General features: G+C 67.3%; 15 protein-coding genes and 1 pseudogene. 14 read left to right on the top strand and 2 right to left on the bottom strand.

Going from position 1 to position 26,938, the window contains the following annotated elements; translation table 11 throughout:
- From HV783_RS03700 to pcaF, 5 genes and pseudogenes are all read left to right on the top strand, one after another.
- Positions 1-722: pseudogene (locus HV783_RS03700) on the top strand (ankyrin repeat domain-containing protein); the annotation flags it as partial.
- Between the two features lie 130 nt (positions 723-852).
- Complete coding sequence (gene sodB, locus HV783_RS03695) at positions 853-1,431, top strand: superoxide dismutase [Fe] (protein WP_049073101.1); 579 nt, start codon at positions 853-855, stop codon at positions 1,429-1,431.
- A 287-nt stretch (positions 1,432-1,718) separates the two neighbouring features.
- Positions 1,719-3,446, top strand: coding sequence for a methyl-accepting chemotaxis protein (locus tag HV783_RS03690; RefSeq protein WP_054502077.1), 1,728 nt, complete (start codon positions 1,719-1,721; stop codon positions 3,444-3,446).
- Between the two features lie 88 nt (positions 3,447-3,534).
- Complete coding sequence (locus HV783_RS03685) at positions 3,535-4,941, top strand: chloride channel protein (protein WP_175188715.1); 1,407 nt, start codon at positions 3,535-3,537, stop codon at positions 4,939-4,941.
- 144 nt (positions 4,942-5,085) lie between these two features.
- Complete coding sequence (pcaF, locus tag HV783_RS03680; RefSeq protein ID WP_054502079.1) at positions 5,086-6,291, top strand: 3-oxoadipyl-CoA thiolase; 1,206 nt, start codon at positions 5,086-5,088, stop codon at positions 6,289-6,291.
- A 115-nt stretch (positions 6,292-6,406) separates the two neighbouring features.
- Here the strand turns inward: pcaF and HV783_RS03675 are convergent, their stop codons facing one another.
- Both HV783_RS03675 and HV783_RS03670 read right to left on the bottom strand, forming a co-directional pair.
- Positions 6,407-6,925 carry a DUF192 domain-containing protein gene (locus HV783_RS03675; RefSeq protein ID WP_231132925.1) on the bottom strand — a complete coding sequence of 173 codons (519 nt, stop codon included), beginning with the start codon at positions 6,923-6,925 and terminating at the stop codon, positions 6,407-6,409.
- A gap of 101 nt (positions 6,926-7,026) precedes the next feature.
- Positions 7,027-7,272 carry a cold-shock protein gene (locus HV783_RS03670; protein WP_006220277.1) on the bottom strand — a complete coding sequence of 82 codons (246 nt, stop codon included), beginning with the start codon at positions 7,270-7,272 and terminating at the stop codon, positions 7,027-7,029.
- A gap of 226 nt (positions 7,273-7,498) precedes the next feature.
- Here HV783_RS03670 and clpS point away from each other — a divergent pair, with 226 nt between their 5' ends.
- The 9 genes from clpS (at position 7,499) to HV783_RS03625 (ending at position 26,849) form a co-directional block, all read left to right on the top strand.
- Positions 7,499-7,813: an ATP-dependent Clp protease adapter ClpS gene (gene clpS, locus HV783_RS03665; protein WP_025135841.1), complete on the top strand. Its 315-nt coding sequence runs from the start codon at positions 7,499-7,501 to the stop codon at positions 7,811-7,813.
- A 230-nt stretch (positions 7,814-8,043) separates the two neighbouring features.
- On the top strand, positions 8,044-13,191 hold the full coding sequence (locus tag HV783_RS03660) for an alpha-2-macroglobulin family protein (protein ID WP_254603832.1): 5,148 nt from the start codon (positions 8,044-8,046) through the stop codon (positions 13,189-13,191).
- Positions 13,188-15,410, top strand: coding sequence for a penicillin-binding protein 1C (gene pbpC / locus HV783_RS03655; protein WP_144654872.1), 2,223 nt, complete (start codon positions 13,188-13,190; stop codon positions 15,408-15,410). The genes HV783_RS03660 and pbpC overlap by 4 nt, the downstream gene beginning before the upstream one ends.
- Before the next feature lie 55 nt (positions 15,411-15,465).
- Entirely contained in the window at positions 15,466-17,775 is a 2,310-nt protein-coding gene (clpA, locus tag HV783_RS03650; protein WP_024069529.1) for an ATP-dependent Clp protease ATP-binding subunit ClpA, read from the top strand.
- A gap of 4 nt (positions 17,776-17,779) precedes the next feature.
- Entirely contained in the window at positions 17,780-19,099 is a 1,320-nt protein-coding gene (locus tag HV783_RS03645; RefSeq protein WP_175188713.1) for a paraquat-inducible protein A, read from the top strand.
- A 66-nt stretch (positions 19,100-19,165) separates the two neighbouring features.
- A complete protein-coding gene (locus HV783_RS03640; RefSeq protein ID WP_054502082.1) occupies positions 19,166-20,830 on the top strand; it encodes a PqiB family protein in 1,665 nt (554 codons plus the stop codon).
- Between the two features lie 4 nt (positions 20,831-20,834).
- Positions 20,835-21,527 (top strand): PqiC family protein, encoded by a 693-nt coding sequence (locus HV783_RS03635; RefSeq protein ID WP_254603829.1) that lies wholly within the window; start codon positions 20,835-20,837, stop codon positions 21,525-21,527.
- 167 nt (positions 21,528-21,694) lie between these two features.
- Positions 21,695-25,516, top strand: coding sequence for a trifunctional transcriptional regulator/proline dehydrogenase/L-glutamate gamma-semialdehyde dehydrogenase (gene putA, locus HV783_RS03630; protein ID WP_054502084.1), 3,822 nt, complete (start codon positions 21,695-21,697; stop codon positions 25,514-25,516).
- Positions 25,517-25,703: 187 nt separating this feature from the next.
- Positions 25,704-26,849, top strand: a complete 1,146-nt coding sequence (locus HV783_RS03625; protein WP_049073109.1) for a branched-chain amino acid ABC transporter substrate-binding protein — start codon at positions 25,704-25,706, stop codon at positions 26,847-26,849.
- The last annotated feature ends 89 nt before the right edge of the window (positions 26,850-26,938 follow it).

Below are 26,938 nucleotides of genomic sequence, written 5' to 3'. Positions count from 1 at the left end.
AGTCGTTCAGCCAGACGCTGGTGTGCCAGGCCGCGCCCGGCTTTGCCGCCGCGCTGCAGGCGGCCGGCGCGCCGCTCAAGCAGGCCTGCCCCGCCAAGCCGGGCGCCGCCAAGGCCCTGGGCAAAGCGGCCGCGCGCGTCGCCGGCCATTACTACCTGCGCGGCATGCGCGAAGTCGGCAGCGAGCTGCTGCTGTCGCCCGATGGCCGTTTCGATTACCTGATGAGCTACGGCGCCGTGGACATCCAGGCCAGCGGCACCTGGCGCCTGGAAGGTAGGCAGGTGCGCCTGGACACGCCGCCGATCCAGCCGTTCTCGGCGATCGCGAAGGTCGGCGCGGACTCGCGGCCCGCCGAGGGCGACGAGCTCACGGTGCGCGTGTATTACGAAGGCCGGCCGGTCAAGGTCGATGTGGCGATGTCGTCGGCCAGCGCCGATTACGCCGGCACGCCGAAGCAGTCCGAAGGCGCCGATGGCGTCAGCGCGCCGATCGCGCCGGGTGAGCTCAAGGCCCTGGCGGTGTTCGTGCCGCTGCCTTCCGGCGCGCGCTGGCACAGCGTGGATGTGAGCAAGTCCGATATCGCATCGCGGGCGCTGCGCATCGACCTGGAACTGCCGGAATCGGCTAGTCGCACACCGTTGCACATGACATTGGCGTTGCGCGAAGACGGCGCGCTGGTGGCCGCGCAAGGCGGGCGCGAACTGCGCTATGAGAAAGAGTAGCGTTTACGCGCGCAAGGCATAAACACATGCCCGTTAACCCCGCGCCGCCGCGGGGTTAACGCGGTATCCTCGCAGAGTTGCCGATACAATTGAACGGCTTGATCGTGCACTCAACAGAAGGAACCGACACATGGCACATACTCTTCCCCCCCTGCCTTACGAACTGGACGCGCTGGCTCCGCACATCTCGAAAGAGACGCTGGAGTACCACTACGGCAAGCACCACCAGACCTACGTCACGAACCTGAACAACCTGATCCCGGGCACCGAGTTCGAGAACCTGTCGCTGGAAGACATCGTCAAGAAGTCCTCGGGTGGCATCTTCAACAACGCCGCGCAGATCTGGAACCACACCTTCTACTGGAACAGCCTGGCTCCCAAGGCCGGCGGCGCGCCGAGCGGCAAGCTGGCCGACGCCATCAATGCCAAGTGGGGCAGCTTCGACGCCTTCAAGGAAGCCTTCAACAAGTCGGCTGCCGGCAACTTCGGTTCGGGCTGGACCTGGCTGGTCAAGAAGGCCGACGGTTCCGTCGACATCGTCAACACCAGCAACGCCGCCACCCCGCTGACCACGGCCGACAAGCCGCTGCTGACCTGTGATGTCTGGGAACACGCGTACTACATCGACTACCGCAATGCCCGTCCCAAGTACCTGGAAAACTTCTGGGCCCTGGTGAACTGGGACTTCGCCGCCAAGAATTTCGCCTGATTCCGCTGCGCGCCCGGCGCGCACCGCAGGGCCAAGGCCCCTCGCATCGCGAGGGGCCTTTTTGTTTTCGGCGCGCCCCGGGAGCCGACCGAAATTCTAGATTACGGGGTCAAATTTTGTATTTTGTCGAATTCATTTTGTAGAAAATGAGAATAAATCTCCCTCTCTTTACGAATAAAGCGAGGCGAAGGTCCCGCTATCGTTGAAAGCAGTCTGCGGCCGAGCCATGGGGCCAACGATCGCGGCATGCCCGCCACAACACCGTGGCGTTTGACGGGAAGGGAAGCATGTTGCGGTTTTTTTCGGGGTTGCATATCGGCGCGCGCATCGGCGTGCGACTGTCGGGCGCGTTCCTGCTGGTAGCGTTGCTGGGGGGCTGCATCGGCGCGTTCGGGGTGTGGGGGCTCTCCCGCATCAACGACATGAACGACCAGATCGCCGAGGTCGAATTCCGAGGGCTGTCCGACATCAAGGAAGCCAACATCAGCCTGATCGCCGCCGGCCGTGCGCGCAAGAGCTTCCTGGGCGCCACCACCGAGGAAGAAAGGCAGGCGCTGCGCGCCGAGTTCGACCGCGATGTCGCAAACCTGGAGCGCCTGCGCGCCAAGGCGGCGCAGAGCTTCGTCCGCGAGGACGGCAAGCGCCTGCTGGCGCAATTCGTCGAAGCCGAAGAGCTCTGGAAGCGCGAGGCCATCGAGTTCTTCGAGGCCGCCCAAGGGCTGCCGCTGGCCCAGACCGATGCCGCCATCGTCAACATCACCAAACGCGCCGCCGCCTCGTCCGGCAAGGCCGAGGCGCTGATCATCGAATTGGTCCAGGCCAAGGAGCAGGCGGCCGACCGCGCGGTGCGCGAAGTCACCGACCTGTACTCCGGCACCCGCCTCATCATGATCGGCCTGTCGCTGGCCGGCGTGGTCCTGGGCCTGCTGCTGGGCTGGCTGGTGACGCGCGGCATCACCCGGCCGCTTGGGCGGGCGGTGGAGGCCGCGCGCCGGGTCGCCAATGGCGACCTGAGCGGGGATATCCAGGTCACCTCGCGCGACGAGACGGGGGACCTGATGGCCGCGCTCAAGGCCATGAACGAAAACCTGTCGCGCATCGTGCGCGATGTGCGAGACGGCTGCGAAAGCATCGCCTCCGCTTCCTCGCAGATCGCGCAGGGCAATGCCGACCTGTCGCAGCGCACCGAGGAACAGGCGGCATCGCTGGAGCAGACCGCGGCCTCGATGGAACAGCTCACCAGCACCGTGCAGCAGAACGCCAGCAACGCCGGCGAGGCCGAAAAGCTGGTCACCCAGGCTTCGACCGTGGCGGCGCGCGGCGGCGAGGTGGTCGACGTCGTGGTGCAGACCATGAGCGCGATCTCCGAAAGCTCGCGGCGCATCTCCGATATCACCAGCGTGATCGACGGCATCGCGTTCCAGACCAACATCCTGGCGCTGAACGCCGCGGTCGAGGCCGCGCGCGCCGGCGAGCAGGGCCGTGGCTTCGCGGTGGTGGCCGGCGAGGTCCGCACCCTGGCGCAACGCTCCGCGGTCGCGGCCAAGGAGATCAAGGCGCTGATCGACGAATCCGTCCATCGCGTCGAAGGCGGCACGCGTCAGGCCGACGAGGCCGGTAACACCATGCGCGAGGTGGTCGACAGCGTGCGCCAGGCCGCGATCCTGGTCCACGAGATCGCCAGCGCCTCCGCCGAGCAATCCACCGGCATCGGCCAGGTCAACCAGGCCGTGGCGCAGATGGACACCGTGACCCAGCAGAACGCCGCGTTGGTGGAACAGGCCGCGGCCGCGGCCGGCAGCATGCAGGATCAGGCTGGCCGCCTGGCGCAGCAGGTGCGACGCTTCAAGATCGATGCCGGTCCCGTGTCGATGGATGCCGAACCCCGGGCCCGGCTGATCCAGGCCGGCCGCGCCACGCCGCATCCGGCGGCGGAGGCGCGCCAGCAACCGGTCGTGGCGCGCCCGGCCCTCATCAAGCACGACGCGGACGAGGACGACTGGTCGTCGTTCTGAATGGCACGCCTGTGGGCTGGCAGTCAGGCGGCAATGGTATGGTTTAGCCACTTCTGGTTTTGCCACTCCTTGCCGCCCGGCCCCGCCCATGTTCCTGCCCACTCCGCTGCGCCGTATCGCCACCGGTTCCCGCCACCTGTTGCGCCGCAAGTTGCGACAGACCAACCGCCTGTCGCGCAAGAGCCTGCAGATGGCCCTGTTGCTGGGAGGCGCGGCGCTGGTTGCCCTGGTGTCGCTGGGGTTTGCCTACCTGGCCGACCTCGCGCTGGAATGGAACCGCGAATGGGTCGGGCATGCCGGCTGGCTGGCGCTGCTGGTGTTGCCGTGCGCACTGGCCGTCCTGCGTTGGGCCACGCTGCGGTTCGCGCCCAATGCCGCGGGCAGCGGCATTCCCCAGGTGATCGGCGCGCTGTCGCTGCCGCCCGGCCCGGGACAGCGCAGCCTCGTGTCGCTGGCGCAGGCGTTGTGGAAGATTCCGCTGGCGTTCTTCGGCATGCTGGCCGGCGCCTCGATCGGCCGCGAAGGGCCGTCGGTGCAGGTCGGCGCCGCGGTGATGCTGGCATGGGGCGATTTCTGGAAGCGTCGCGGGCTGCAACTGCGCGGCTTCCATGCCAACGAGCTGATCGCCGCGGGCGCGGCCGGCGGCCTGGCCGCGGCCTTCAATGCACCCTTGGCGGGCGTCATCTTCGCCATCGAGGAACTGGGTCGCGGCACCGTGCTGCGCTGGCAGCGGCTGGTGCTCATCGGCGTATTGGCGGCCGGTTTCCTGGTGGTGGCGGTGCAGGGCAACAATCCCTATTTCGGCACCTTTGGCGGCGCGGTCCTTACGCATGGCATGCTGTGGTGGGTACTGATCTGCGCCGCGCTCAACGGCGCGCTGGGCGGTCTCTTCGCGCGCCTGCTGGGCAAGGGGGCGGCCGGCATGGCGCCCGCGGCCTGGCGGGCCTGGATCCGCGTCCATCCCATCTGGACCGCCTTCGCCATGGGCGTGGTGCTGGCGCTGATCGGCCTGGCCACGGCCGGCAGCGTCTACGGCACCGGCTACGGCGCAGCCGCCGACCTGCTGTCGGGCGAGACGCAGAACGCCTTGCCCGCCGGTTTCGGCCTGGCCAAGCTGGCCGCCACCGTGGCTTCGTACTGGGCCGGCATTCCCGGCGGCATCTTCACGCCCGCCCTGACCACCGGCGCCGGCATCGGCCATCACATCTGGCAATTGGCGGGCGAGGGCGTGGACCAGCGCGTGCTGGTCCTGGTGTCGATGGCCGCGTTCCTGGCCGCGGCCACCCAGGCGCCGTTGACGGCCAGCGTGGTGGTCATGGAAATGACGGGCAGCCAGCCCATGCTGTTCTGGCTGCTGGTCGGCTCGCTGCTGGCCTCGGGCGTGTCGCGCCAGTTCTGCCCGCAGCCGTTCTACCATCTGGCCGCCGGCCGCTTTCGCCGCCAGGCCATCCTCGAGGCCGGGCGCGCCGCGCGGGCGAGCGCGCCGACACCTTGAGGGCAGGCCGGCATGTGTACGGTGAGTGAACAGTAGCTGGACACCGTCCGTTCTGCGGACATCCTCGGGATGCACCATCTTGGCGCGAAACCGCTGCGTTAAGATCGTGCGCATTCGATTCCTCCACTTCAATCCGAGCATCTCATGACCGTGCATGCCTATATCTGTGACGCGATTCGCACCCCCTTCGGCCGCTACGGCGGCGCACTGGCCCCGGTGCGTCCCGACGACCTCGCGGCCGTAGCCATCAAGGCGCTGGTGGCGCGCAATCCTGGCGTGCGCTGGGAAGAAATCGACGATGCCATCCTGGGCTGCGCCAACCAGGCCGGCGAAGACAACCGCAACGTCGCCCGCATGGCCACGTTGCTGGCCGGCCTGCCGGTCGAAGTTCCCGGCGCCACGGTCAACCGTCTGTGCGGTTCGGGCCTGGACGCCATCGGCAGCGCCGCGCGCGCCATCCGCGCCGGCGAAGCCGGCCTGATGCTGGCCGGCGGCGTCGAAAGCATGAGCCGAGCGCCGTTCGTCATGGGCAAGGCCGATAGCGCCTTCTCGCGCAACGCCGCGATCTATGACACCACCATCGGCTGGCGCTTCATCAACAAGTTGATGAAGGCCCAGTACGGCGTCGACTCGATGCCGGAAACCGCCGAAAACGTCGCCGACGATTTCAAGATCAACCGCGAAGACCAGGACCTGTTCGCGCTGGCCAGCCAGCAGAAGACCGCCCGCGCCCAGAAGGAAGGGTTCTTCGACGCCGAGATCGTGCCGGTCTCGATCGCGCAGAAGAAGGGCGATCCTATCGTCGTGTCCAAGGACGAGCATCCGCGCGAGACCAGCCTCGAGGCGCTGGCCAAGCTCAAGGGTGTGGTCCGCGAAGGCGGCACCGTGACCGCCGGCAATGCTTCGGGCGTCAACGACGGCGCTGCCGCGCTGCTGCTGGCCGACGAAAAAGGCGCCGCGCGCCACGGCCTGACGCCGCGCGCCCGCGTGGTCGGCATGGCCACCGCCGGTGTCGCGCCGCGCATCATGGGCATCGGCCCGGCGCCCGCCACCCGCAAGGTGCTGGCCCAGACCGGCCTGACGCTGGACCAGATGGATGTGATCGAGCTGAATGAAGCCTTCGCCGCCCAGGGCCTGGCCGTGTTGCGCCAGCTTGGCATCGCCGACAACGACCCGCGCGTCAACCCCAACGGCGGCGCCATTGCCCTGGGCCACCCGCTGGGCGCCAGCGGCGCGCGTCTTGCCACCACCGCGATCAATCAGTTGCACCGCACCGGCGGCCGCTATGCGCTGTGCACCATGTGCATCGGCGTGGGCCAGGGCATCGCCTTGATCATCGAGCGTGTCTGATTCCGCTACGGCCCCGGGCGACCGGGGCCGTGCCCGCCGCCGCGCGGTGGCGGCACGGCCAAACGAAAAGGGAGCCCACGGGCTCCCTTGTTGCGTGCGCAGGACCGCGGCTGGCTCAGGGCAGTCCGTCGATCTTCCTGCCGGCCTTCATGCCGTGGCTTTCGTACCAACCCTGCGCCATTTCGAGTGCGTAGCGCACCGGTTTCTTGGAGCAGTGGGTGTCGTCTGTCTGGGGCGCCATGTCTTCGATGTTGACGATCGTGCCGTCGTCGGCGATAAAAGCGATCGACAGCGGCAGCAGGGTGTTGCGCATCCAGAAGCACTGCACGTCGGGCTGCTCGAAGACGAAGAGCATGCCGTCATTGCCGGCCAGTTCCTTGCGGAACATGAGGCCGTCGCGGCGGCTGGCTTCCGTGTTGGCGACTTCTGCGCGGATAATATGGATGCCGGCGGCCAGTTGCGCGATCGGCAGCGTCGGTTGCGGGCCGGTCGCCGTCTGGGCCCCGGCCGCCAGGGGCAACGCCAGGGTGGCGGCGCCGAGCAGCGCGGCTACCGCCGCGCGCGCTGCCGATTTAATGAACGCTGTTTTGAGCAACGCACCACCAACATGAAACAAAGCAGCATTCTTCAGCATGACCAAACGCGGTAATCGCAGTAATAAGAAAATAACAAGGCGGGGCCCGAAAGCCCCGCCTGATAATGGCGCAACCTTACCGTTGCGCTGTAAAGAGTAACTCAGGCAGCGGTGATATTGAGCGCCTGTTTGCCTTTGGGCCCCTGGATAATCTCGAAAGCCACTTTCTGGCCTTCTTTCAGGGTTTTAAAACCATTCATCTGGATGGACGAGAAGTGGGCGAACAGATCTTCACCGCCGTCGTCGGGCGTAATGAAGCCGAAACCCTTTGCATCGTTGAACCATTTGACGGTACCCGTCGATTTGGGATTGTCCCCTTGGACGGCGGTTGCGGTCGTATCAGACATGCGGACTGCCTCATTGAATCGTATGTTGACAGAAGGGCATCGCGGCCTAGACCCCTGTCCCCCCTCCGGCCTCCTGGCAGGTTTTCGGTGAATTGAAAACCCCAGAATGCGTGGATAATGCGCCGCTTTTCTTTGCGGAGTCAAGTATGGAAACTACGCATTTCTACGTGTAATTTTGCGTAAGTTACATGCAAGCCGTCCCCTGATTAAATAGAATAGCCGCCCTATGAGTTCTACCTTGGATACCCAGCATGATTTGGCCGTCGAGAAGGCGCCGGCGCGCGTCGCGCCGCCTCCGATGTACCAGGTGCTGTTGTTGAATGACGACTACACCCCGATGGAGTTTGTCGTGAAGGTGCTGCAGAAGTTCTTCAACAAGAACCACGAAGAAGCCACGCGCATCATGCTTCAGGTGCATCACGAAGGCCGTGGGGTTTGCGGCGTCTACCCGCGCGACCTGGCCGCCACCCGGATTGCCCAGGTGGCCCAGTATGCGCGGGCGCGCCAGCATCCATTGCAGTGCGTGATGGAACCGGTCTGAACTCGCAAGAACAGCGCCGCCACCACAGGCGGCGTTCTGCTGTACAGGGTTGCAAAGCAGGAACCGCGCACCGAGAAGCGCGCGGCACTATCAGGTCGGCAGCTCCGCCGCAAAGGAGCATCGCATTCGAGTAGGCGGGGAGGTTTGCCGTGAGTGGAAAGAACAGCAAGACCTGGCTGGCGGTAGCCGGCGCGATCGTGGTGGCCGGCGCCATAGGCGTGGGTTGGTGGATGGGCAAGGGCGGCCAACCGTCCGCGCCGGCGACGCCGCAGACGGTTACGCCGGCGGCAGCCACGACCGCGCCCGCCGCGACGGGTGGCGCCGCCAAGCCGGAGGCCTTGCCGGCCACGGCCACGGTCGGCACCGCTGACGCGTTCGCGGTCCTCAATTGCCAGCCGCGCCAGTACAACGACTCGCTGGCGCTGGCGGTCACTTTCACACAGCCGGTCGAAGCCAAGGCCGATCTGACCAAGTTCCTGCAGGTCACCGACACCGGCGCCGCCTCGGGCAAACCCGACCAGGACACCGAGCGCAGCGCCAACGGCCAGCAGCCGAGCTCCGTCCAGCCTGGCGACGCCGCGCCCAAGGGCAAGATCGTCCAGGGCAACTGGGTGGTCGGCTCCAATCCGCGCATGGTGTATTTCCCCTTCGTCCAGCCGCAACGCACGTATTCCGTCGCGGTGCGCGCGGGCCTGCCGGGCGCTGGCGACAAGGTCGCCCTGGCCGGCGCCTCGCATTGCGACGTGGTGACCGATGCCATGCCGCCTTCGTTCTATTTCGCCAGCCGCGGCGTGGTGCTGCCGGCCGGCCAGAACGGCGGCCTGCCGGTGGCGACGGTCAACATGCCCGAGGTCGACGTGCAATTCCTGCGTGTCGCGCCCGAGCGCGTGCCGGAACTGTTCGAGTCGGTGCTGGGCATCGGCCGCAACACCTCCGCGTCGGACGATGATGAATCCGGCGGCTACGACGACGAAGACGGCTGGCGCTACTCGGGCAACCGCAGCCTGAAGGGTTCGGTCAGCAACTGGGACCTGGACCGCCTGAACACCCTGACGACCAGTGTCTACCAGGGCCGCTTCCTGACGGACGACAAGCCGAACCGCCGTCACGTCACCTTCCTGCCGGTCGAAGGCATCAAGGAACTGCAGGAACCCGGCATCTACGTCGCGGTGATGAGCCAGCCCGGCCGTTTCCGCTACGAATACCAGGTCACCTACTTCTATGTCAGCGACATCGGCCTGCACGCGCGCCGCTACAGCGACCGCATCGAGGCCTACTCGGTGTCGCTCAAGAGCGGTCAGGCGATCTCGGGCGCGCTGTTCGAACTGGTGGATGGCGCCGGCAAGACGCTGGCCAAGGCCCAGGCCGATGGCCAGGGCCACGTGCGCTTTGACGGCAGCTTCACCAACGCCCGCGTGATCCGGGCCTCGCGTGACAAGGAAATGACCGTGCTGGCGCTGGCCGAGCCCGCGCTGGACCTGTCCGAATTCGATACCGGCGGCCATATTTCCCGCCCCAACAGCCTGTTTGTCTATGCCGGCCGCAACCTGTACCGCCCCGGCGAGACCTTCCACGTATCCGTGCTGCCGCGCGACCTCGACGGCCGCGTCATGCCGCCCGCGCCGCTGACCGCCACGCTCAAGCGCCCTGACGGCCGCGTGGTCTCGACCAACCTGTGGCAGCCCGCCAAGGACCTGCAGGGTTATGTCGAGCGCGCCATCGACCTGCCGCCCGATGCCCAGACCGGCGCCTGGATGCTGGAACTGCGCGTCGACCCCGCGTCGCGCGCGCCGGATGCTTCCTGGAAGTTCCAGGTCGAGGAATTCCTGCCCGAACGCATGAAGATGGCGCTCACGTCCGACCAGGATGTGTTGGCGCCGAACGACACCCTGACCGTCGACGTGCAGGGCGACTATCTGTATGGCGCGCCCGCCGCCGGCAACCGCCTGCTGTCCAGCTTCCAGGTCAAGCGCGACCGCTATGCGCTGCCGCAGCAATGGCCCGGGTTCATCTTCGGCGACGTGGACGACGATTCGCGCCGCCATTTCGAGGAATTGCCGGAGGCCGCGCTGGATTCGACCGGCGCCGCGCAACTGGAAATCGAACCGCGCACCGAAGGCACCCATTCGCCTATGAAGGTGCGGGTCTCGGCCAGCCTGCTGGAATCGGGCGGCCGCCCGGTGGTGCGCTCGATCGAGCGCAGCGTCTGGCCCGCCGACAAGCTGATCGCCGTGCGTCCGCAGTTCGACAGCGACGTCGCGCGCGAAGGCGCGCCGGCCTCGTTCGAAGTGCTGCGCGTGGACGCCCAGGGCAAGATCGCGCCGCTGGCGCAGGCCCAGATGCGCCTGTATCGTGAGGAACGCCAGTACTACTGGCGCTTTGACGACCAGCGCGGCTGGAACAGCGGCTACACCGAAACCGAGGAACTGCTCGATTCGCGCGAGATCGCGCTGAAGGACCGCAGCCAGTTCACGGTGCCCGTCAAATGGGGCCGTTACCGCCTGGAAATCGCCGATCCCGAGACCGGCGAAACCCTGCGCTACCGCTTCTATGCGGGCTGGGACGCCCAGGACGCCGACGCCATGGGCAACCGCCCCGACCGCGTGCAGATGAAGCTGGAAGGCGTGCCGGCCAAGCCGGGCGACAGCGTCAAGCTGACCCTGACGCCGCCGCACGACGGCCAGGCCCTGATCACCGTCGAGGGCGACCGCATGCTGTGGTCGACCTGGGTGGCCGTGAAGGCGACTGGCACGCAAGTGGAAATCCCGATCGACAAGAGCTGGAAGCGCCATGACCTGTACGTGGCCGCGGCGGTGTTCCGTCCCGGCAGCGAGGGTGACCGCGTGACCCCCGCGCGCGCGCTGGGCCTGACCTTCCTGCCGATCGCCAGCGCCGACCGCAAGCTCGACGTCAAGCTGACGGCCGCGGCCAAGACCGAACCCGAAACCAAGACCACGGTCCGCGTGAAGGTCGATGGCGCCCAGGGCAAGCAGGCCGTGGTGACGCTGTCGGCGGTCGACGTCGGCATCCTCAACATCAACCAGTACCGCACGCCCGATCCGCTCGACTTCTTCTTCGGCAAGCATCGCTACGCGGCCGAACTGCTGGACATGTACGGCAAGCTGATCGAGAAGATGGACGGCACCAAGGGCAAGCTGAAATGGGGCGGCGACGCCGCCATGCGCGGCGACAGCAAGAGCCTGCCCAAGAAGGTCAAGCTGGTCGATTTGTTCTCGGGACCGGTCAAGCTCAACGACAAGGGCGAGGCCGACATCCCGCTGAATCTGCCCGACTTCAACGGCACGCTGCGTCTGATGGCCGTCGCGTTCACCGCGGACAACTACGGCAGCACCGACACCGAAATGGTGGTGGCGGCGCCGATCGTGGCCGAGCTGAACACGCCGCGCTTCATCACCCCGGGCGACCAGGCAGCCATCGCGCTGGACGTGACCAACCTTAGCGGCGCCGACCAGAAGGTGACGGTCAAGCTGGAAGCGCTGGATCCGGTCGGCATCGTCGACGGCACCCGCACCGTGACCCTCAAGGACAAGCAACGCACCACGCTGCGCTTTACCGCCACCACCACGGGCTCCTACGGCCTGGGCCTGATGCGCCTGACCGTGGACGGGCAGGGCGGCGCCAAGCCGATCCACATCGTGCGTGAATCGGTGCTGCAGGTGCAGCCGGCCTACGCGGCCGAGCGCCAGGTGCGCCGCCTGCGCCTGAACCCGGGCGAGTCCAACACGCCGCAGGCATCGTGGGTGGCGTCGTACTACCCCGACTCGACCACGGTCAGCATGACGGTCTCGAATCGTCCGCCGATCAACGTCAACCGCGTGGTCGAAGGGCTGCTCAACTACCCCTACGGCTGCACCGAGCAGACCATCAGCGCGACGCTGCCGTGGGTCCTGATCGACGAGGAAGCGGCCAAGCAGTTCGGCCTCAAGCCGCGCACCCAGGCCGAGCGTGAAGCCAAGGTCGCGGGCGCCATCGGCCGCCTGTCGGGCATGCGCAACGCCGTGGGCTCCTACAACCTGTGGAGCAGCTCGTCCTCGCGCGACGTGTGGCTGACGGCCTACGCCGTGGGCTTCCTGCAGGACGCGCGCGACAAGGGCTTTACCATTCCCGAGGCCTCGCTGGATCGTTCGCGCCAGTGGCTGTTGGAACAGGTGCAGCAGAGCAGTGGTTCGTTCGGCACCTGGTCGACCAATCTGAAGCGCGACTTCGAGTCCGGTCGCCTGGACAGCGGCGGCCAGAGCGTGCTGCGCGAAGACCACCGCCGGTTTGCCGGCCTGGCTACGGCCGCCCTGGCGCTGGCGCGCGACAAGAAGGCGCCGTTGTCGACGGTGCGCCAGTTGTTCGACAACTACCAGGACCGCGCGCGTTCGCCGCTGCCCCTGATCCAGTTGGCCGCCGCGTTCAAGCTGATGGGCGACGAAGGGCGCATGAAGAGCGCGCTCGATCTGGCCATGACGCGCGAGTACGGCATCACCCGCCGCGCCAACAGCTACTACGATGACTGGCTCGGCGATTACGGCAGCGCCGTGCGCGACTACGCGCTGGCGTATGCGCTGGCCAACCAGTACGAGCTGCGCCATGACCGCGTCGAGAACCTGATGACGCAACTGGCCGCGCGCCTGGGCAACCGTTCGTACCTGTCGACCCAGGAACAGATGGCCCTGTTGCTGGCCGCGCGCGCCGCGGGCGGCGACAAGTCGACGCCGTGGCAGGCCGCGCTGACGGTCAATGGCGTGCGCAAGGAGCTGGAAGGCGGCAGGTCCGACCGCACCGTGTCGCTGAGCGCGGCCGAGCTGGCCGGCACGCAGTTGCTCAACACCGGCAGCCAGTCGATCTTCGTCGAGTACGACATCCAGGGCAGCCCGACCACGGTGCCGGCGCCGCGCAACGACGTGATTCAGCTCAAGCGCGGTTGGTACCGTCCCGACGGCAAGCCGTGGGATGGCGGCACGCTGCAGACCGGCGACATGCTGGTGGTATGGGTCCAGGCCAGCGCCAACCAGAACATTCCGGACGGCCTGCTGGTGGATCGCGTGCCGGCCGGCTTCGAGGTCGAGAACCTGAACCTGTCGCAAAGCCCCGAGATGCAGGACTGGAGCATCGGCGGGCGCCGCGTGGCCGACGCAATGGCCGACCCCAACATCAAGCACCGCGAATTCCGCGATGACCGGTATGTTGCGGCGGTCTCGCTGGGTCGCGGCAAGGTGGACGTGTTCTACCTGGTGCGGGTCGTGACGCCGGGCCGCTACGCGGTGCCGTCGACCGTGGCCGAAGACATGTACCGGCCCGAGATCCGTGGCGTAGGCGAGCAATGGAGCACGGTCGAAATCCGCGATCGCAGCGCCAAGCAGCGTCCTTGAACACCGCCGCCACCCCGCCGGCGGGCGCCTCGCGCGCCCGCCGCTGGCGGCGGCGCGGACTCTTCGCGGCCAGCGTGCTACTCGCGCTGGCCGCGTTGTTATTCGTGTTCGACCGCCTCTATCCCCTGCCTCCCATCGATTCCGGCGGCGCGGCCGTGGTGGTCGCCGCGGACGGCACGCCGCTGCGCAACTATCCCAGCCGCGACGGCATCTGGCGCTACCCGGTCAAGCCTGACCAGGTCTCGCCGCACTACCTCGATACGCTGCTGACCTACGAGGACCGCTGGTTCTACTGGCACCCCGGCGTCAACCCGGTGTCGCTGGCGCGCGCTGGCTGGCAATGGGCCACCAACCGCCGCATCGTCTCGGGCGGTTCGACCCTGACGATGCAGGTGGCGCGCCTGATCGACCCGCAACTGGCTGGCAAGCCGTCGCGCTCGATGAGCGCCAAGCTGCGCCAGGCGTGGCGCGCGGTGCAGTTGGAAATGCACTACAGCAAGGACGAGATCCTGTCGCTGTACCTGACCCACGCGCCCATGGGCGGCATCGTCGAAGGCGTCGAAATGGGCTCGCGCCTGTGGCTGGGCAAGCCGGCGCGCGATCTCAGCCCGGCCGAGGCCGCCATGCTGACCGCCTTGCCGCAGGCCCCGTCGCGGCTGCGGCCGGACCGCCATCCCCAGGCCGCGCAGACCGCGCGCGACAAGGTGCTGGACCGCATGGTGGAACTGGGCCGCTGGACCCCGGCCGAGGTGGCCGACGCCAAGATCGAGCAGGTGGTGGCGCCGCCGTTGCGCGCCCGCTGGCTGGCGCCGTTGGCTGCCCAGCGGCTGTTACAGGAGGCCGGCCGTCCCGCAGCCGGTTCGCGCCGCCCCGGCGCCCGCCCGCCGCTGCTGACCTCGACCCTGGATGCGGACATGCAGGCCGCGGTCGAGCGCATGCTGCTGGATCGGGTCGACAACCTGCCGCCCAAGGTCTCGATGGCGGTGCTGGTGATGGACAACGACACGCTGGAAGTCAAGGCCTACGCCGGCTCGGCCGACTTTTCCGATGATTCCCGATACGCCCACGTGGATATGGTGCGCGGCGTGCGTTCGCCCGGCTCGACCCTCAAGCCATTCCTGTATGCGCAGGCGCTGGACGACGGCCTGATCCACTCGGAAAGCCTGCTGATCGACGCGCCGTTGTCGTTCGGCGGCTACGCGCCGGGCAATTTTCAGGCGTCGTTCTCGGGGCCGGTCAGTGTGGCGCAGGCGCTGCAACGCTCGCTCAACGTGCCGGCCGTGGACCTGCTGGACCGCGTCGGGCCCACCCGTTTCGCCTCGGTTATGCTGACGGGCGGGGTCTGGTTACGTTTGCCGGCCGGCGCCGAGCCCAATCTGAGCTTGATTTTGGGCGGGGGCGGCACCACATTGGAAGAACTGGTGGGCGCTTATCGGGCCCTGGCCCGTGGCGGCATCTCCGGGCGTCCGCGCCTGCGGCCGGAGCAGCCGCGGGTCGAGTCCCGTATGATGAGTGCTGGCGCGGCCTGGATTGTCCGCGACATCCTGGAGGGCGGCGGCCACCCGGACCGGCCGTTTTACCAATCGGGCAGCCCGGCGAAGCAACTGGCCTGGAAAACCGGGACGAGTTTCGGATTCCGGGACGCCTGGGCCGTCGGGGTGACCGACAGTTGGACGATCGGGGTATGGGTGGGCCGTCCCGACGGCACGCCGAATCCCGGGTTTTTCGGGGCGAATGTGGCGGCGCCGCTACTGCAGGATATCGTGGCGGCGTTGCCGGAAGGCGCCCAGCACGTGCGCGTGCGGCCTGCCTCGGTGCAGGCGGTCGTGACGTGTTGGCCGCTGGGTTACCGGCTCGGCAGCGTGCCGTCGGGGGAATGCCCCGAGCAGCGCGCGGCGTGGGCCTTGAACGACACGGTGCCGCCGTCGTTCGCCGGCTATGCCGATGCCACGCAGGGGCCGTTGCGCCTGGGGGGCGTGGCCACCGGATCGGTGTTGCGGCCGGTGCCTGGCAGTGCGCAGGTGGCGGTGGATGTGGATGTGCAGGGCGCCGAAGGCGAAGTTTGGTGGATGCTCGATGGTCGCGTGGTGGGTCATGCCGCGTCGGGTCGTCCGTTTAATCTGGTGCTGACGCGGGACGGACGGTATACGCTTACCGTCATGGACGCGCAAGGCCGTCATGACAGCGTGGTTTTTGAAATCGCTGGCGTTACGCCCTGATCGGCATAGAATATGAATCGTGTATTTGCCCGCTTCGATGCGTTACGGAGGAAGCGTGATTTCCCAAGAGCTTGAAGTCAGCCTGCATATGGCTTTTGTCGAGGCCCGTTCGGCCCGGCACGAATTTATTACCGTCGAGCACCTGTTGCTCGCGCTGCTCGATAACGCTTCGGCCGTTGAAGTGTTGCGCGCCTGCGCCGCCAACCTGGATGACCTGCGCCGCAACCTGCGTCAGTTCGTTTCGGAAAACACGCCGGTGATCCCCAGCGGCGCGGAAGTCGACACCCAGCCCACGCTGGGTTTCCAGCGCGTCATCCAGCGCGCGATCATGCACGTGTCCGCGGGCGGCACCGGCAAGAAGCCGGTCACCGGCGCGAACGTGCTCGTGGCCATTTTCGGCGAAAAGGATTCGCACGCCGTGTACTACCTGCAACAGCAGGGCGTCACGCGGCTGGACGTGGTGAATTTCCTGTCGCATGGCATTACCAAACAGCCACAGGTGGAGTCCGCCGCCGTGCAGAAAGAGCAGCAAACCAATGGTGAAGAACAGGGCGAATCGCGCCAGTCGCCGCTGGACCAGTATGCGACCGACCTGAACGCCGCGGCGTTGGCCGGCCGCATCGATCCGCTGATCGGGCGCGAGCACGAAGTCGAACGCGTGATCCAGGTGTTGTGCCGCCGCCGCAAGAACAACCCGCTGCTGGTCGGCGAGGCAGGCGTGGGCAAGACCGCGATCGCCGAGGGCCTGGCCTGGCGCATCACGCGCGGCGAGGTCCCCGAGATCCTGCAGGCGGCCCAAGTGTTCGCGCTGGACATGGGCGCGCTGCTGGCGGGCACCAAGTACCGCGGCGATTTCGAGCAACGCCTGAAGGGCGTGCTCAAGCAGATCCGCGGCAATCCCGACGCGATCCTGTTCATCGACGAAATCCACACGCTGATCGGCGCCGGGTCGGCGTCGGGCGGCACGCTGGACGCGTCCAACCTGCTCAAGCCGGCCCTGTCCTCGGGTCAGCTCAAGTGCATCGGTGCCACCACGTATACGGAATACCGCGGGGTTTTCGAGAAAGACCACGCGCTGTCGCGCCGCTTCCAGAAGATCGACGTGGCCGAGCCCAGCGTCGAGCAGACCGTGCAGATCCTGCGCGGCCTGAAGAGCCGCTTCGAGGAACACCACAACGTGCGCTACTCGGCCGCGGCGCTGTCGGCCGCCGCCGAGCTGTCGGCGCGTTTCATCAACGACCGCCATCTGCCGGACAAGGCCATCGACGTGATCGACGAGGCCGGCGCCGCCCAGCGTCTGCTGCCGCGTTCGCGCCAGAAGAAGGTGATCGGCAAGGTCGACATCGAGAACATCGTTTCCAAGATCGCGCGCATTCCGCCGCAGTCCGTCTCCAACGACGACCGCAGCAAGCTTGCCACGCTCGACCGCGACCTCAAGACCGTGGTGTTCGGCCAGGACAACGCCATCGAGGCGTTGTCGGCCGCCATCAAGATGGCGCGCTCGGGCCTGGGCAAGCCGGAAAAGCCGATCGGCGCCTTCCTGTTCTCCGGCCCCACCGGCGTCGGCAAGACCGAAGTCGCGCGCCAGTTGGCGTTCACGCTGGGCGTGGAGCTGCTGCGCTTCGACATGTCCGAGTACATGGAACGCCACGCCGTCTCGCGCCTGATCGGCGCGCCGCCGGGATACGTCGGTTTCGACCAGGGCGGTCTCTTGACCGAGGCCATCACCAAGCAGCCGCATTGCGTGCTGCTGCTCGATGAAATCGAAAAGGCCCATCCGGACGTCTTCAACATCCTGCTGCAGGTCATGGACCATGGCACGCTGACGGACAACAACGGCCGCAAGGCGGACTTCCGCAACGTCATCCTCATCATGACGACCAACGCGGGCGCCGAGACCTTGAACCGTCCGTCCATCGGCTTCGCCAATTCGCGCGTGGTGGGCGACGAAATGGCGGAAATCCGCCGCATGTTCACGCCCGAGTTCCGCAACCGGCTGGATGCGATCATCCCGTTCGCGCCGCTGGACCGCGAGATCATCCTGCGCGTGGTCGACAAGTTCCTGATGCAGCTCGAAGACCAACTGCACGAGCGCCGCGTCGAAGCCGTGTTCACCACGGCCCTGCGCGAGCACCTGGCCAAGGAAGGCTTCGACCCGCTGATGGGCGCGCGGCCGATGCAGCGCCTGATCCAGGACACCATCCGGCGCGCGCTGGCCGACGAGCTGCTGTTCGGCAAGCTCGTCGATGGCGGCACCGTCACCGTGGACCTGGACGAGGCCGGCAAGGTCACGCTGGACTTCGACGACCACGGCAAGCCGCCGTCGGCCGCGCCCGACAAGCAGGAAGTCGAGCTCGTCGAATAGGCCCATGAGTAGCGCGGAGAGCCAGCCGCTGATCGAGTGCGAGCACTGCGCAAGCATCTATCGCCGACATCCGCTCGAACCTGGCGAGACCGCCAATTGCGCCCGCTGCGGCACCATTCTATGGCGCTACAGCGGGCTTACTTTGTCCAATTGGCTGGCGCTCGCGATCGCCGCGCTGATCGTCTTCGGCGTGGCCAACGCCTATCCGGTCGCGTCGATGTCGGTGCAGGGCATGGTGCAGCAGGCTTCGCTGCTGGATGCCATCGACATCACCTGGCGCCAGGGACATTACGTGGTGGCGGTCATGACCGGGCTGGCGGGTTTCGTGCTGCCGCTGTTCCAGTTGATCGTGCTGCTGTGGGTGCTGGGGCCCCTGTCGCGCGGCGTCGAGCCGGCGGAATTTCGCGGCGCGATGCGCCTGTTGGGTCTTCTGCGGCCGTGGTGCATGGTGCCGGTTTTCCTGCTGGGGGTGCTGGTCGCCGTGGTGAAGCTGGCGGGCATGGCCGCGGTGGCGCCCGGCGTCGGCCTGTTCGCCTTTGGCGTCCTGACCATTTTCCTGACCATGCTGGGCCGGCTGACCCCGCATGTGTTGTGGCGCTACGCCGAATCCGGCGGCGTGGTGCCCGTGCATGTGCCCGAGGCAGGGCCCGACGCGGTGCTGACGGGCTGTCATGTGTGTGGCCAGGTTCAGGCGGTGCCGCGCGCCGACGACCCCGAAGCGGAGCACCACTGCGTGCGCTGTCACGCGGTGGTGCACTACCGCAAGCCCGACCACCTGGCCCGCACCTGGGCGCTGTTGCTGGCTGCGATGGTGTTCTATATTCCCGCCAATGTCTTGCCGGTGATGAAGGTCAGTTCGGTGCTGGGCGACAGCGCCCACACCATCCTGGGCGGCGTCGTGGAACTGTGGAACATGGGCTCCTGGGACATCGCGCTGATCGTCTTCATCGCCAGTGTGGCGGTGCCCTTGACCAAGTTGCTGGCGCTGATCCTGCTGCTGCTGACCGAGCAATGGCGCAGCACCACCAACCTGCGTCCGCGCACCCGCCTGTACCAGATGGTCGAGTTCATCGGCCAATGGTCGATGCTGGATGTCTTTGTCGTGATCCTGCTGGCAGCCCTGGCCGATTTCCAGGGCCTGATGGAAATCAGTGCCGGCGCGGGGGCCGCTGCGTTCGGCGTGGTCGTCATCCTGACCATGCTGGCCGCCATGAGTTTCGACCTGCGCCGCAGTTGGGACCTCGAGGATGTGAGTGAGTTGGACGAAGCCGCGCCGGCCGGTGGCGGGCGCGGGGCGTCCGCAGCCGGCGCGCAAGCGGGCTGATGCCGGCATGATCGCGGTGGACGGAAACCTCCCCGCGCGCCGTTCAAAGAAGAAAAGGAAATACCAATGTCCGACCAAGCACCTGGATCTGGTGAAGAGAAGTATGCGTCGCCCACGATCTCGCGCAAGCGCAAGAGCCGGATTTCATGGATCTGGCTCGTGCCGGTCGTTGCGGCGTTGATGGGCCTGTCGCTGGTGGTGCGGACCTGGATGCAGGCCGGCCCTGATCTGTCGATCGAGTTCAATACGGCCGAGGGGCTGGAGGTCGGCAAGACCCAGTTGCGCTACAAGGACGTGAACGTCGGCACCGTCAAGTCGATCGGTTTCAACGCCGATCGCAGCAAGGTGGTGGTGCAGGCCGAGCTGTCCAGGGAAGTCGCCGACCTGGCGCGCGAGGGCACCAACTTCTGGGTGGTGCGCCCGCGCCTGGACGTCAGCGGCGTGTCCGGCCTGGGCACCTTGTTGTCCGGCGCCTACATCGGCGTGGACGCGGTCGAGGGCAAGGACTCGTCCAAGAAGGCGACCAAACTGCATTTCGTCGGCCTGGAGACGCCGCCGGCCGTGACGCACGACCGCGCCGGCAAGCGCTTCAAGCTGAAGGCCGCGGACCTGGGGTCGCTGGATATCGGGTCGCCGGTGTATTTCCGCCGCATCAACGTCGGCCGCGTGATCGGTTACGCACTGGACAAGACCGGCAATGCCGTCAACGTCGAAGTATTCGTCGACGCGCCCAACGACAAGTTCGTGACCAACGGCACCCGCTTCTGGAACGCCAGCGGCGTGGATTTCAGCGTCAACGCCGAGGGCCTGAAGGTGCGGACCCAGTCGCTGGTGTCGATGGCCGTGGGCGGCGTGGCATTCGAGCCGGTCTACAGCGCGCGTGACGCCAACACCCCGGCGGCGGCCGATTCGCACTTCGAGCTATACGCCACCGAGGCGGCCGCCAAGGCCAACCCCGACGGCGAAGCCTTCCCGATCCGCATGCGCTTCGATCAGTCGATCCGCGGCCTGGCGGTGGGCGCGGCGATCGACTTCTCGGGCATCACGCTGGGCAACGTCACGCAGATCAACATGGACTTCGATCCCGTCAGCAAGCGCTTCTTCGCGCTGGTGGATGCGACGCTGTATCCGGAACGCCTGGGCCGCGTGTACGACGAAGTGCGCGAGCACGCCATCAAGGACGGCGACGAGGCCGGCGGGCGCCTGCTGGGCATCATGGTCAAGCACGGCCTGCGCGCCCAGTTGCGCACCGCCAACCTGTTGACCGGCCAGTTGTACGTGGTGCTGGACGAGTTCCCCAACGTCAAGCCGGTGGAATTCAAGATGACCACGCCGGCGATGATCCCGACCGTGCCGGGCCAGCTCGATCAGTTGCAGCAGCAGGTCAGCAATATCGTCGCCAAGATCGACAAGATTCCGTTCGACAAGATCGGCGAGGACCTGCGCACCACGCTGGCCAGCACGTCCAAGCTGATGAACCGCCTGGACAAGCAGGTGGCGCCCGAGGCGCAAGGCGTGCTCAAGCAGGCGCGCGAGTCCATGGCCAGCCTCAACGCCCTGGTGGCGTCGGATTCGTCGTTGCCGGTCAATGCCGAGAAGGCCATGCAGGAACTGAGCCGCGCCGCCCGCTCGCTGCGCGCGTTGGCGGACTTCCTGCAGTCCAACCCCGAAGCGCTGTTGCGCGGCCGCGGCCAGGACCCGATTCCGGGCGCCGGCCCCGTCAGGAACTGAACCCATGACCCGACTCGATTTCCGTCCCTTCCCGACCTCCCGCCCCGGCCCGTTTGCGCGCGGCCTGGCGCTGTTGGCGCTGCCGCTGCTGCTGGCCGCCTGCGCCTCGTCGCCGCCCGTGCACTACTACACGCTGCAAGGGCCGGCGCCCCAGCCCCCGGCCGTGCCGCGCGCCGCCGCGCCGTTCCTGCTGGAAGTGCAGGGCGTCAATGTGGCGGCCCAGGCCGACCAGCCTCAATTGATGGTCCGCACCGGCGACGGCAGCGTGGCGGCGATGTATTCCGAGCGCTGGAGTTCGCCCTTGGGGGACGAGATTCGCGGTGCGCTGTCCGACGCGCTCAAGCACGACCTGGGCGCGCTGGACGTGCAGGTGGTCAAGCCCGCGCCCACCGCGCCGGTCTGGCGGGTGCAGACCGACGTGCAGCGGTTCGACCTGGTGTCCGGCAGCATGGCGCAACTGGACGCCACCTGGCGGGTGCGGCCGGTCAATCTCAAGGGTAACGGCCTGCTGTGCCGCAGCGTCGTCACCGAAACCGTGTCGGAGGCCGGCATCCCCGCGCTGGTCGCCGCGCAGCAGCGCGCGGTGGCGGCGCTGGCGGGCGCCATGGCGTCCGCCATCCGCGGGCAGACGCCCGACAGCAGCGGCGCGGTGCGGATGCTGGGCTGCTCGCCGCTGCCCGATGCCGACAAGCCATAAAAAGGGACGGGCAGGGTGCCAAAACCTGCCGCGATCTCAATCGGTTAACCCTAGGGTTAACCTTAATACAAACCCGGTTGCAACCTGACTAGCATACGGTCCTACCGATGCCGGGCCCCCTTGCGGGTCCGGTGTGACCTTTGCCATGCGACAGGAAGCAATCTCTTATGGCCAGCACCACCCTCGGCGTCAAGGTCGATGACGCGCTACGCGATCGCCTGAAGGCCGCCGCGCACAAACTCAACTGCACGCCACACTGGCTGCACAAGCAGGCGATCCTTGCCTACCTGGACAAGATCGAGCGCGGCCACCTGCCCGCCGAGATGTCCCATCTGGGCGGGGAAGAGGGAGGCGATGACGAGGGGGGCGAACACCAGGCCGCCGCCACGCCGCCGTTCTACGAATTCGGCCAGGACGTGCAGCCGCAATCGGTGCTGCGCGCGGCCATTACCGCCGCCTACCGCCGCCCCGAGCCGGAATGCGTGCCGCTGCTGCTGGGCCAGGCGCGCATGCCGAACCTGGAAAAAGTGCATGCGATGGCCACTGACCTAGTCAAGAAGCTGCGCGGCAAGCGCACCGGCGGCGGGGTCGAAGGCCTGATCCAGGAATTCTCGCTGTCGAGCCAGGAAGGCGTGGCGCTGATGTGCCTGGCCGAGGCGCTGCTGCGCATTCCCGACCGCGCCACGCGCGACGCGCTGATCCGCGACAAGGTCGCGCGCGGCGACTGGAAGTCGCACATGGGCGGCTCGCAGTCGCTGTTCGTCAATGCCGCCACCTGGGGCCTGATGATCACCGGCAAGCTGGTGGCCGTGAGCAGCGAGCAGTCGCTGTCCAAGGCGCTGACGCGCCTGATCGGCAAGGGCGGCGAACCGCTGGTGCGCAAGGGCGTGAACATCGCCATGCGCATGATGGGCGAGCAGTTCGTGTCGGGCCAGACCATTTCCGAAGCGCTGGCCAACAACCGCAAGATGGAAAGCCGCGGCTTCCGCTATTCATACGACATGCTGGGCGAAGCGGCCACCACGGCCGAGGACGCCGACCGCTATTACGCCTCGTACGAACAGGCCATCCACGCCATCGGCAAGGCCGCCGCCGGCCGCGGCATCTACGAAGGCCCCGGCATCTCCATCAAGCTTTCGGCGCTGCATCCGCGCTATTCGCGCGCCCAGCGCGAACGCGTCATGGCCGAGCTGCTGCCGCGCGTGAAGGCGCTGACCATCCTGGCGCGCAGCTACGACATCGGCCTGAACATCGATGCCGAGGAAGCCGACCGCCTGGAGATCTCGCTGGATCTGCTGGAGGCGCTGTGCTTCACGCCCGAGCTGGAGGGCTGGAACGGCATCGGCTTCGTCATCCAGGCCTACCAGAAGCGCGCGCCGTTCGTGATCGACTACGTCATCGACCTGGCCCGCCGCAGCCGTCATCGCGTGATGGTGCGTCTGGTCAAGGGCGCCTACTGGGACAGCGAGATCAAGCGCGCCCAGGTCGACGGCCTGGAGGGCTATCCGGTCTACACCCGCAAGGTCTACACCGACGTGGCCTACCTGGCCTGCGCCCGCAAGCTGCTGGGCGCGCCGGAAGCCGTGTATCCGCAGTTCGCCACCCACAACGCCTACACGCTGTCGGCGATCTACCAACTGGCCGGCCAGAACTACTACCCCGGCCAGTATGAATTCCAGTGCCTGCATGGCATGGGCGAGCCGCTGTACGACGAAGTGGTCGGACCGCTGGCGCAGGGCAAGCTGAACCGCCCCTGCCGCATCTACGCGCCGGTCGGCACGCACGAAACGCTGCTGGCCTACCTGGTGCGCCGCCTGCTGGAAAACGGCGCCAACACCTCGTTCGTCAACCTGATCGGCGACGAGAGCATCCCGGTCGAGACGCTGGTGGCCGATCCGGTCGAGGCCGCCTCGCGCATCGTGCCGTTGGGCGCGCCGCACGAGAAGATCCCGCTGCCGCGCGAACTCTACGGCAATCCGCAGCAGGGCGCGCGCGCCAACTCCGCCGGCCTGGATCTGAGCAACGAACACCGCCTGGGCTCGCTCTCGGCCGCGCTGCTGACCAGCGCCGCCACGCCCTGGCGCGCCGCGCCCATGCTGGGCGAGGGCGATGGCGCCTGGGACACGGCGCGGGCCATCGAGGTGCGCAACCCCGCCAACCTGCACGACGTGGTTGGCCACGTCATCGAAGCCAATGGCGAGGAAGCCGAGGCCGCCCTGCGCGCCGCCGCCAATGCCGCGCCCATCTGGCAGTCGACCCCGGTGGCCGAGCGCGCGCAATGCCTGCGCCGCGCCGCGCAAATGCTGGAAGAGCAGATGCAGACCCTGCTGGGCCTGATCGTGCGCGAGGCCGGCAAGTCGCTGCCCAACGCCATCGCCGAGGTGCGCGAAGCGGTGGACTTCCTGCGCTACTACGCCGACCAGGCCGACCGCGAATTCAGCAACGACACCCATCGTCCGCTCGGGACGGTGCTGTGCATCAGCCCCTGGAATTTCCCGCTGGCCATTTTCACCGGCCAGGTCGCGGCCGCGCTGGCGGCCGGCAATACCGTGCTGGCCAAGCCCGCCGAGCAGACGCCGCTGATCGCGGCGCAGGCGGTGGCGATCCTGCGCGCCGCCGGCGTGCCGCCGGGCGCCGTGCAACTGCTGCCGGGCCGCGGCGAAACCGTGGGCGCGCAACTGGTGGCCAGCCCCGGCGTGCGCGGCGTGATGTTCACCGGCTCGACCGACGTGGCGCGCATCATCGCGCGCACGCTGGCCGACCGCCTGGACGACGACGGCCACACCATCCCGCTGATCGCCGAGACCGGCGGCCAGAACGCCATGGTGGTCGACTCGTCGGCGCTGGCCGAGCAGGTGGTGTTCGATGTGCTCAGCTCCGCATTCGATTCGGCCGGCCAGCGCTGTTCCGCGCTGCGCGTGCTGTGCGTGCAGGAAGACAATGCCGATCACGTCCTGACCATGCTGCGCGGCGCCATGCGCGAGCTCAGCGTGGGCAATCCCGACCGCCTGTCGGTCGACGTCGGACCGGTCATCGATACGGAGGCGCGCAACAATATCCAGCGCCACATCGATGCGATGCGCACGGCGGGCCACCGCGTGGACCAGGTGGAGTTGAATGGCGAATGCCGCCACGGCACGTTCGTGGCGCCCACCATCATCGAGATCGACCACATCAGCGAACTGACCCGCGAGGTGTTCGGTCCGGTGCTGCACGTGGTGCGCTACGCCCGCGACGAGCTGGACGGGCTGCTGGACGCCATCAACGGCACCGGCTATGGCCTGACCTTCGGCGTGCATACCCGCATCGACGAGACCATCGCCCACGTGACCGGCCAGGTCCACGCCGGCAACGTCTACGTCAATCGCAACATCGTCGGCGCGGTGGTCGGCGTGCAGCCGTTCGGCGGCGAGTGCCTGTCGGGCACCGGTCCCAAGGCTGGCGGCCCGCTATATATGTACCGCCTGCTGGGCACGCGCCCCGAGGGGTTGCCGCCGGCGCTGGACGCGGCCGCGCCGTTGCCGCAGCGCATTGCATTGCCGGGTCCCACTGGCGAGACCAACACTTATATGGTCGAGCCGCGCGGCGCGGTCTATTGTGTGGCGGCCACGGAGGCCGGCGCGCGTGCCCAATGGGCGGCGGCGCGTCTGACCGGCAATCACGCGTGGTTCGCCGATACGCCGGCGGCGCAGGCGCTGCTGGCGGGATTGGACGCCGAGCAGCAGGGGCAGGCGGGCATTCTGGCCGATGCCGAGGTCGACCACGCCGATTACCATGCGGTGCTGTTCGAAGGCGATGGCGACACGCTGCGCACGCTGAACCAGCGCATCGCGCAACGCCCCGGCGCCATCCTGGCGGTGCATGGATTGACCTCGGATGCCCTGGCGGCCGGCGCCTCGTATGTGCCCGAGCGCCTGCTGACGGAGCGTTCCATCAGCGTCAATACGGCGGCGGCCGGCGGCAACGCCAGCCTCATGACCATCGGTTGAACGTGACCGAGGGGTAACCCTTGGGAAACCAAGGGTTATCTCCAATATCTAGCGAGGTTGCACTGGAAGCAAAATCCGGTCGCACCTGAAGTTCGATTGTGGCAACCCGGCAATCGCACTCAAATAGATCACCTGGCCCAAAAGCCCAGGTATAACAAAGCCACATCCGACATACCGGAGGATTCCCATGAAGTTTCGCACCACTTTGAAGCTTGTCGCCGCCAGCATCGCCGCCGTCGGCATGGCCGCCGCCGCGCAGGCCGCCGACGTCAAGTTCGGCTTTGCCGCGCCCCTGACCGGTCCCCAGTCGCACTACGGCGAGGACATGCAAAACGGCCTGAACCTGGCCCTGGAAGAAGCCAACAAGAAGGGCATCAAGGTCGACGGCCAGCCCGCCAAGTTCGTGCTGGTGTCGCGCGATGACCAGGCCGATCCGCGCGTCGGCGTGCAGGTGGCGCAGCAACTGGTCGACGAGAACGTGGTCGGCATCCTGGGCCACTTCAATTCGGGCACCACGATCCCCGCCTCGCGCGTCTACCACGAAGCCGGCCTGCCGCAGATCGCCATGGCCACGTCGCCCGAGTACACCAAGCAGGGCTACGAAACCACCTTCCGCATGATGACCAGCGACACCCAGCAGGGCGCCGCGGTCGGCAAGTTCATGGTGCAGAGCCTGAAGGCCAAGAAGGTCGCCATCATCGATGACCGCACCGCCTACGGCCAGGGCCTGGCCGACGAGGTCGAGAAGGCCGTCAAGGCCGCCGGCGGCCAGGTGGTGCGCCGCGAGTACACGACCGACAAGGCCAACGACTTCACGGCCATCCTGACCAACATCAAGGGCTCGGCGCCCGACGCCATCTTCTACGGCGGCCTGGACGCGCAGTCCGGCCCGATGAAGCGCCAGTTGGCCACGTTGGGCCTGAAGTCGCCGCTGGTTTCGGGCGAAATGACCCGCAGCGACACCTTCATCAAGCTGGCCGGCGACGCCGCCGACGGCACTTTCGCCTCGCTGGCCGGCGTGCCGCTGGACAAGATGGCCGCGGGCAAGGACTTCGAAAAGCGCTACCAAGAGCGCTTCAAGAAGGCCCCCGGCGTCTACGCGCCCTACGCCTATGACGGCGCCTGGAACATGATCGCGGCGATCGAAGCGGCCGGCTCGGCCAAGCCCGAGAAGTACCTGCCGGAACTGGCCAAGCTGAACCGCAAGGGCGCGACCAGCGAGCACATCGCCTACGACAAGAACGGCGACCTGAAGGAAATCTCCGTCACCATCTACGAAGTCAAGAACGGCAAGTGGGAGATGGTTGAAACGATGGTCAGCCAGGCCAACTAAGGCCGCCTGACCCGGCCAGGACGCGGCGCCGCCGTGCCTGGCCATCCTGATTGACCCCGCGCGCGCCGCCCGGCGCGGCGGCGATTTGC

The sequence above is a fragment of the Achromobacter dolens genome, assembly GCF_902859745.1.
GTDB lineage: Bacteria > Pseudomonadota > Gammaproteobacteria > Burkholderiales > Burkholderiaceae_B > Achromobacter > Achromobacter dolens.
This window is presented reverse-complemented; position numbering and strand designations above follow the sequence as displayed.

Bases quoted from the DNA above. Each gene is read 5' to 3' on its own strand.
- HV783_RS03625 (WP_049073109.1), top strand. From the start codon at position 25,704: ATGAAGTTTCGCACCACTTTGAAGCTTGTCGCCGCCAGCATCGCCGCC.
- HV783_RS03690 (WP_054502077.1), top strand. From the start codon at position 1,719: ATGTTGCGGTTTTTTTCGGGGTTGCATATCGGCGCGCGCATCGGCGTG.
- HV783_RS03685 (WP_175188715.1), top strand. From the start codon at position 3,535: ATGTTCCTGCCCACTCCGCTGCGCCGTATCGCCACCGGTTCCCGCCAC.
- HV783_RS03640 (WP_054502082.1), top strand. From the start codon at position 19,166: ATGTCCGACCAAGCACCTGGATCTGGTGAAGAGAAGTATGCGTCGCCC.
- HV783_RS03675 (WP_231132925.1), bottom strand. From the start codon at position 6,925: ATGCTGAAGAATGCTGCTTTGTTTCATGTTGGTGGTGCGTTGCTCAAA.
- clpS (WP_025135841.1), top strand. From the start codon at position 7,499: ATGAGTTCTACCTTGGATACCCAGCATGATTTGGCCGTCGAGAAGGCG.
- HV783_RS03635 (WP_254603829.1), top strand. From the start codon at position 20,835: ATGACCCGACTCGATTTCCGTCCCTTCCCGACCTCCCGCCCCGGCCCG.
- sodB (WP_049073101.1), top strand. From the start codon at position 853: ATGGCACATACTCTTCCCCCCCTGCCTTACGAACTGGACGCGCTGGCT.
- HV783_RS03660 (WP_254603832.1), top strand. From the start codon at position 8,044: ATGGGCAAGGGCGGCCAACCGTCCGCGCCGGCGACGCCGCAGACGGTT.
- putA (WP_054502084.1), top strand. From the start codon at position 21,695: ATGGCCAGCACCACCCTCGGCGTCAAGGTCGATGACGCGCTACGCGAT.
- pcaF (WP_054502079.1), top strand. From the start codon at position 5,086: ATGACCGTGCATGCCTATATCTGTGACGCGATTCGCACCCCCTTCGGC.
- HV783_RS03645 (WP_175188713.1), top strand. From the start codon at position 17,780: ATGAGTAGCGCGGAGAGCCAGCCGCTGATCGAGTGCGAGCACTGCGCA.
- HV783_RS03670 (WP_006220277.1), bottom strand. From the start codon at position 7,272: ATGTCTGATACGACCGCAACCGCCGTCCAAGGGGACAATCCCAAATCG.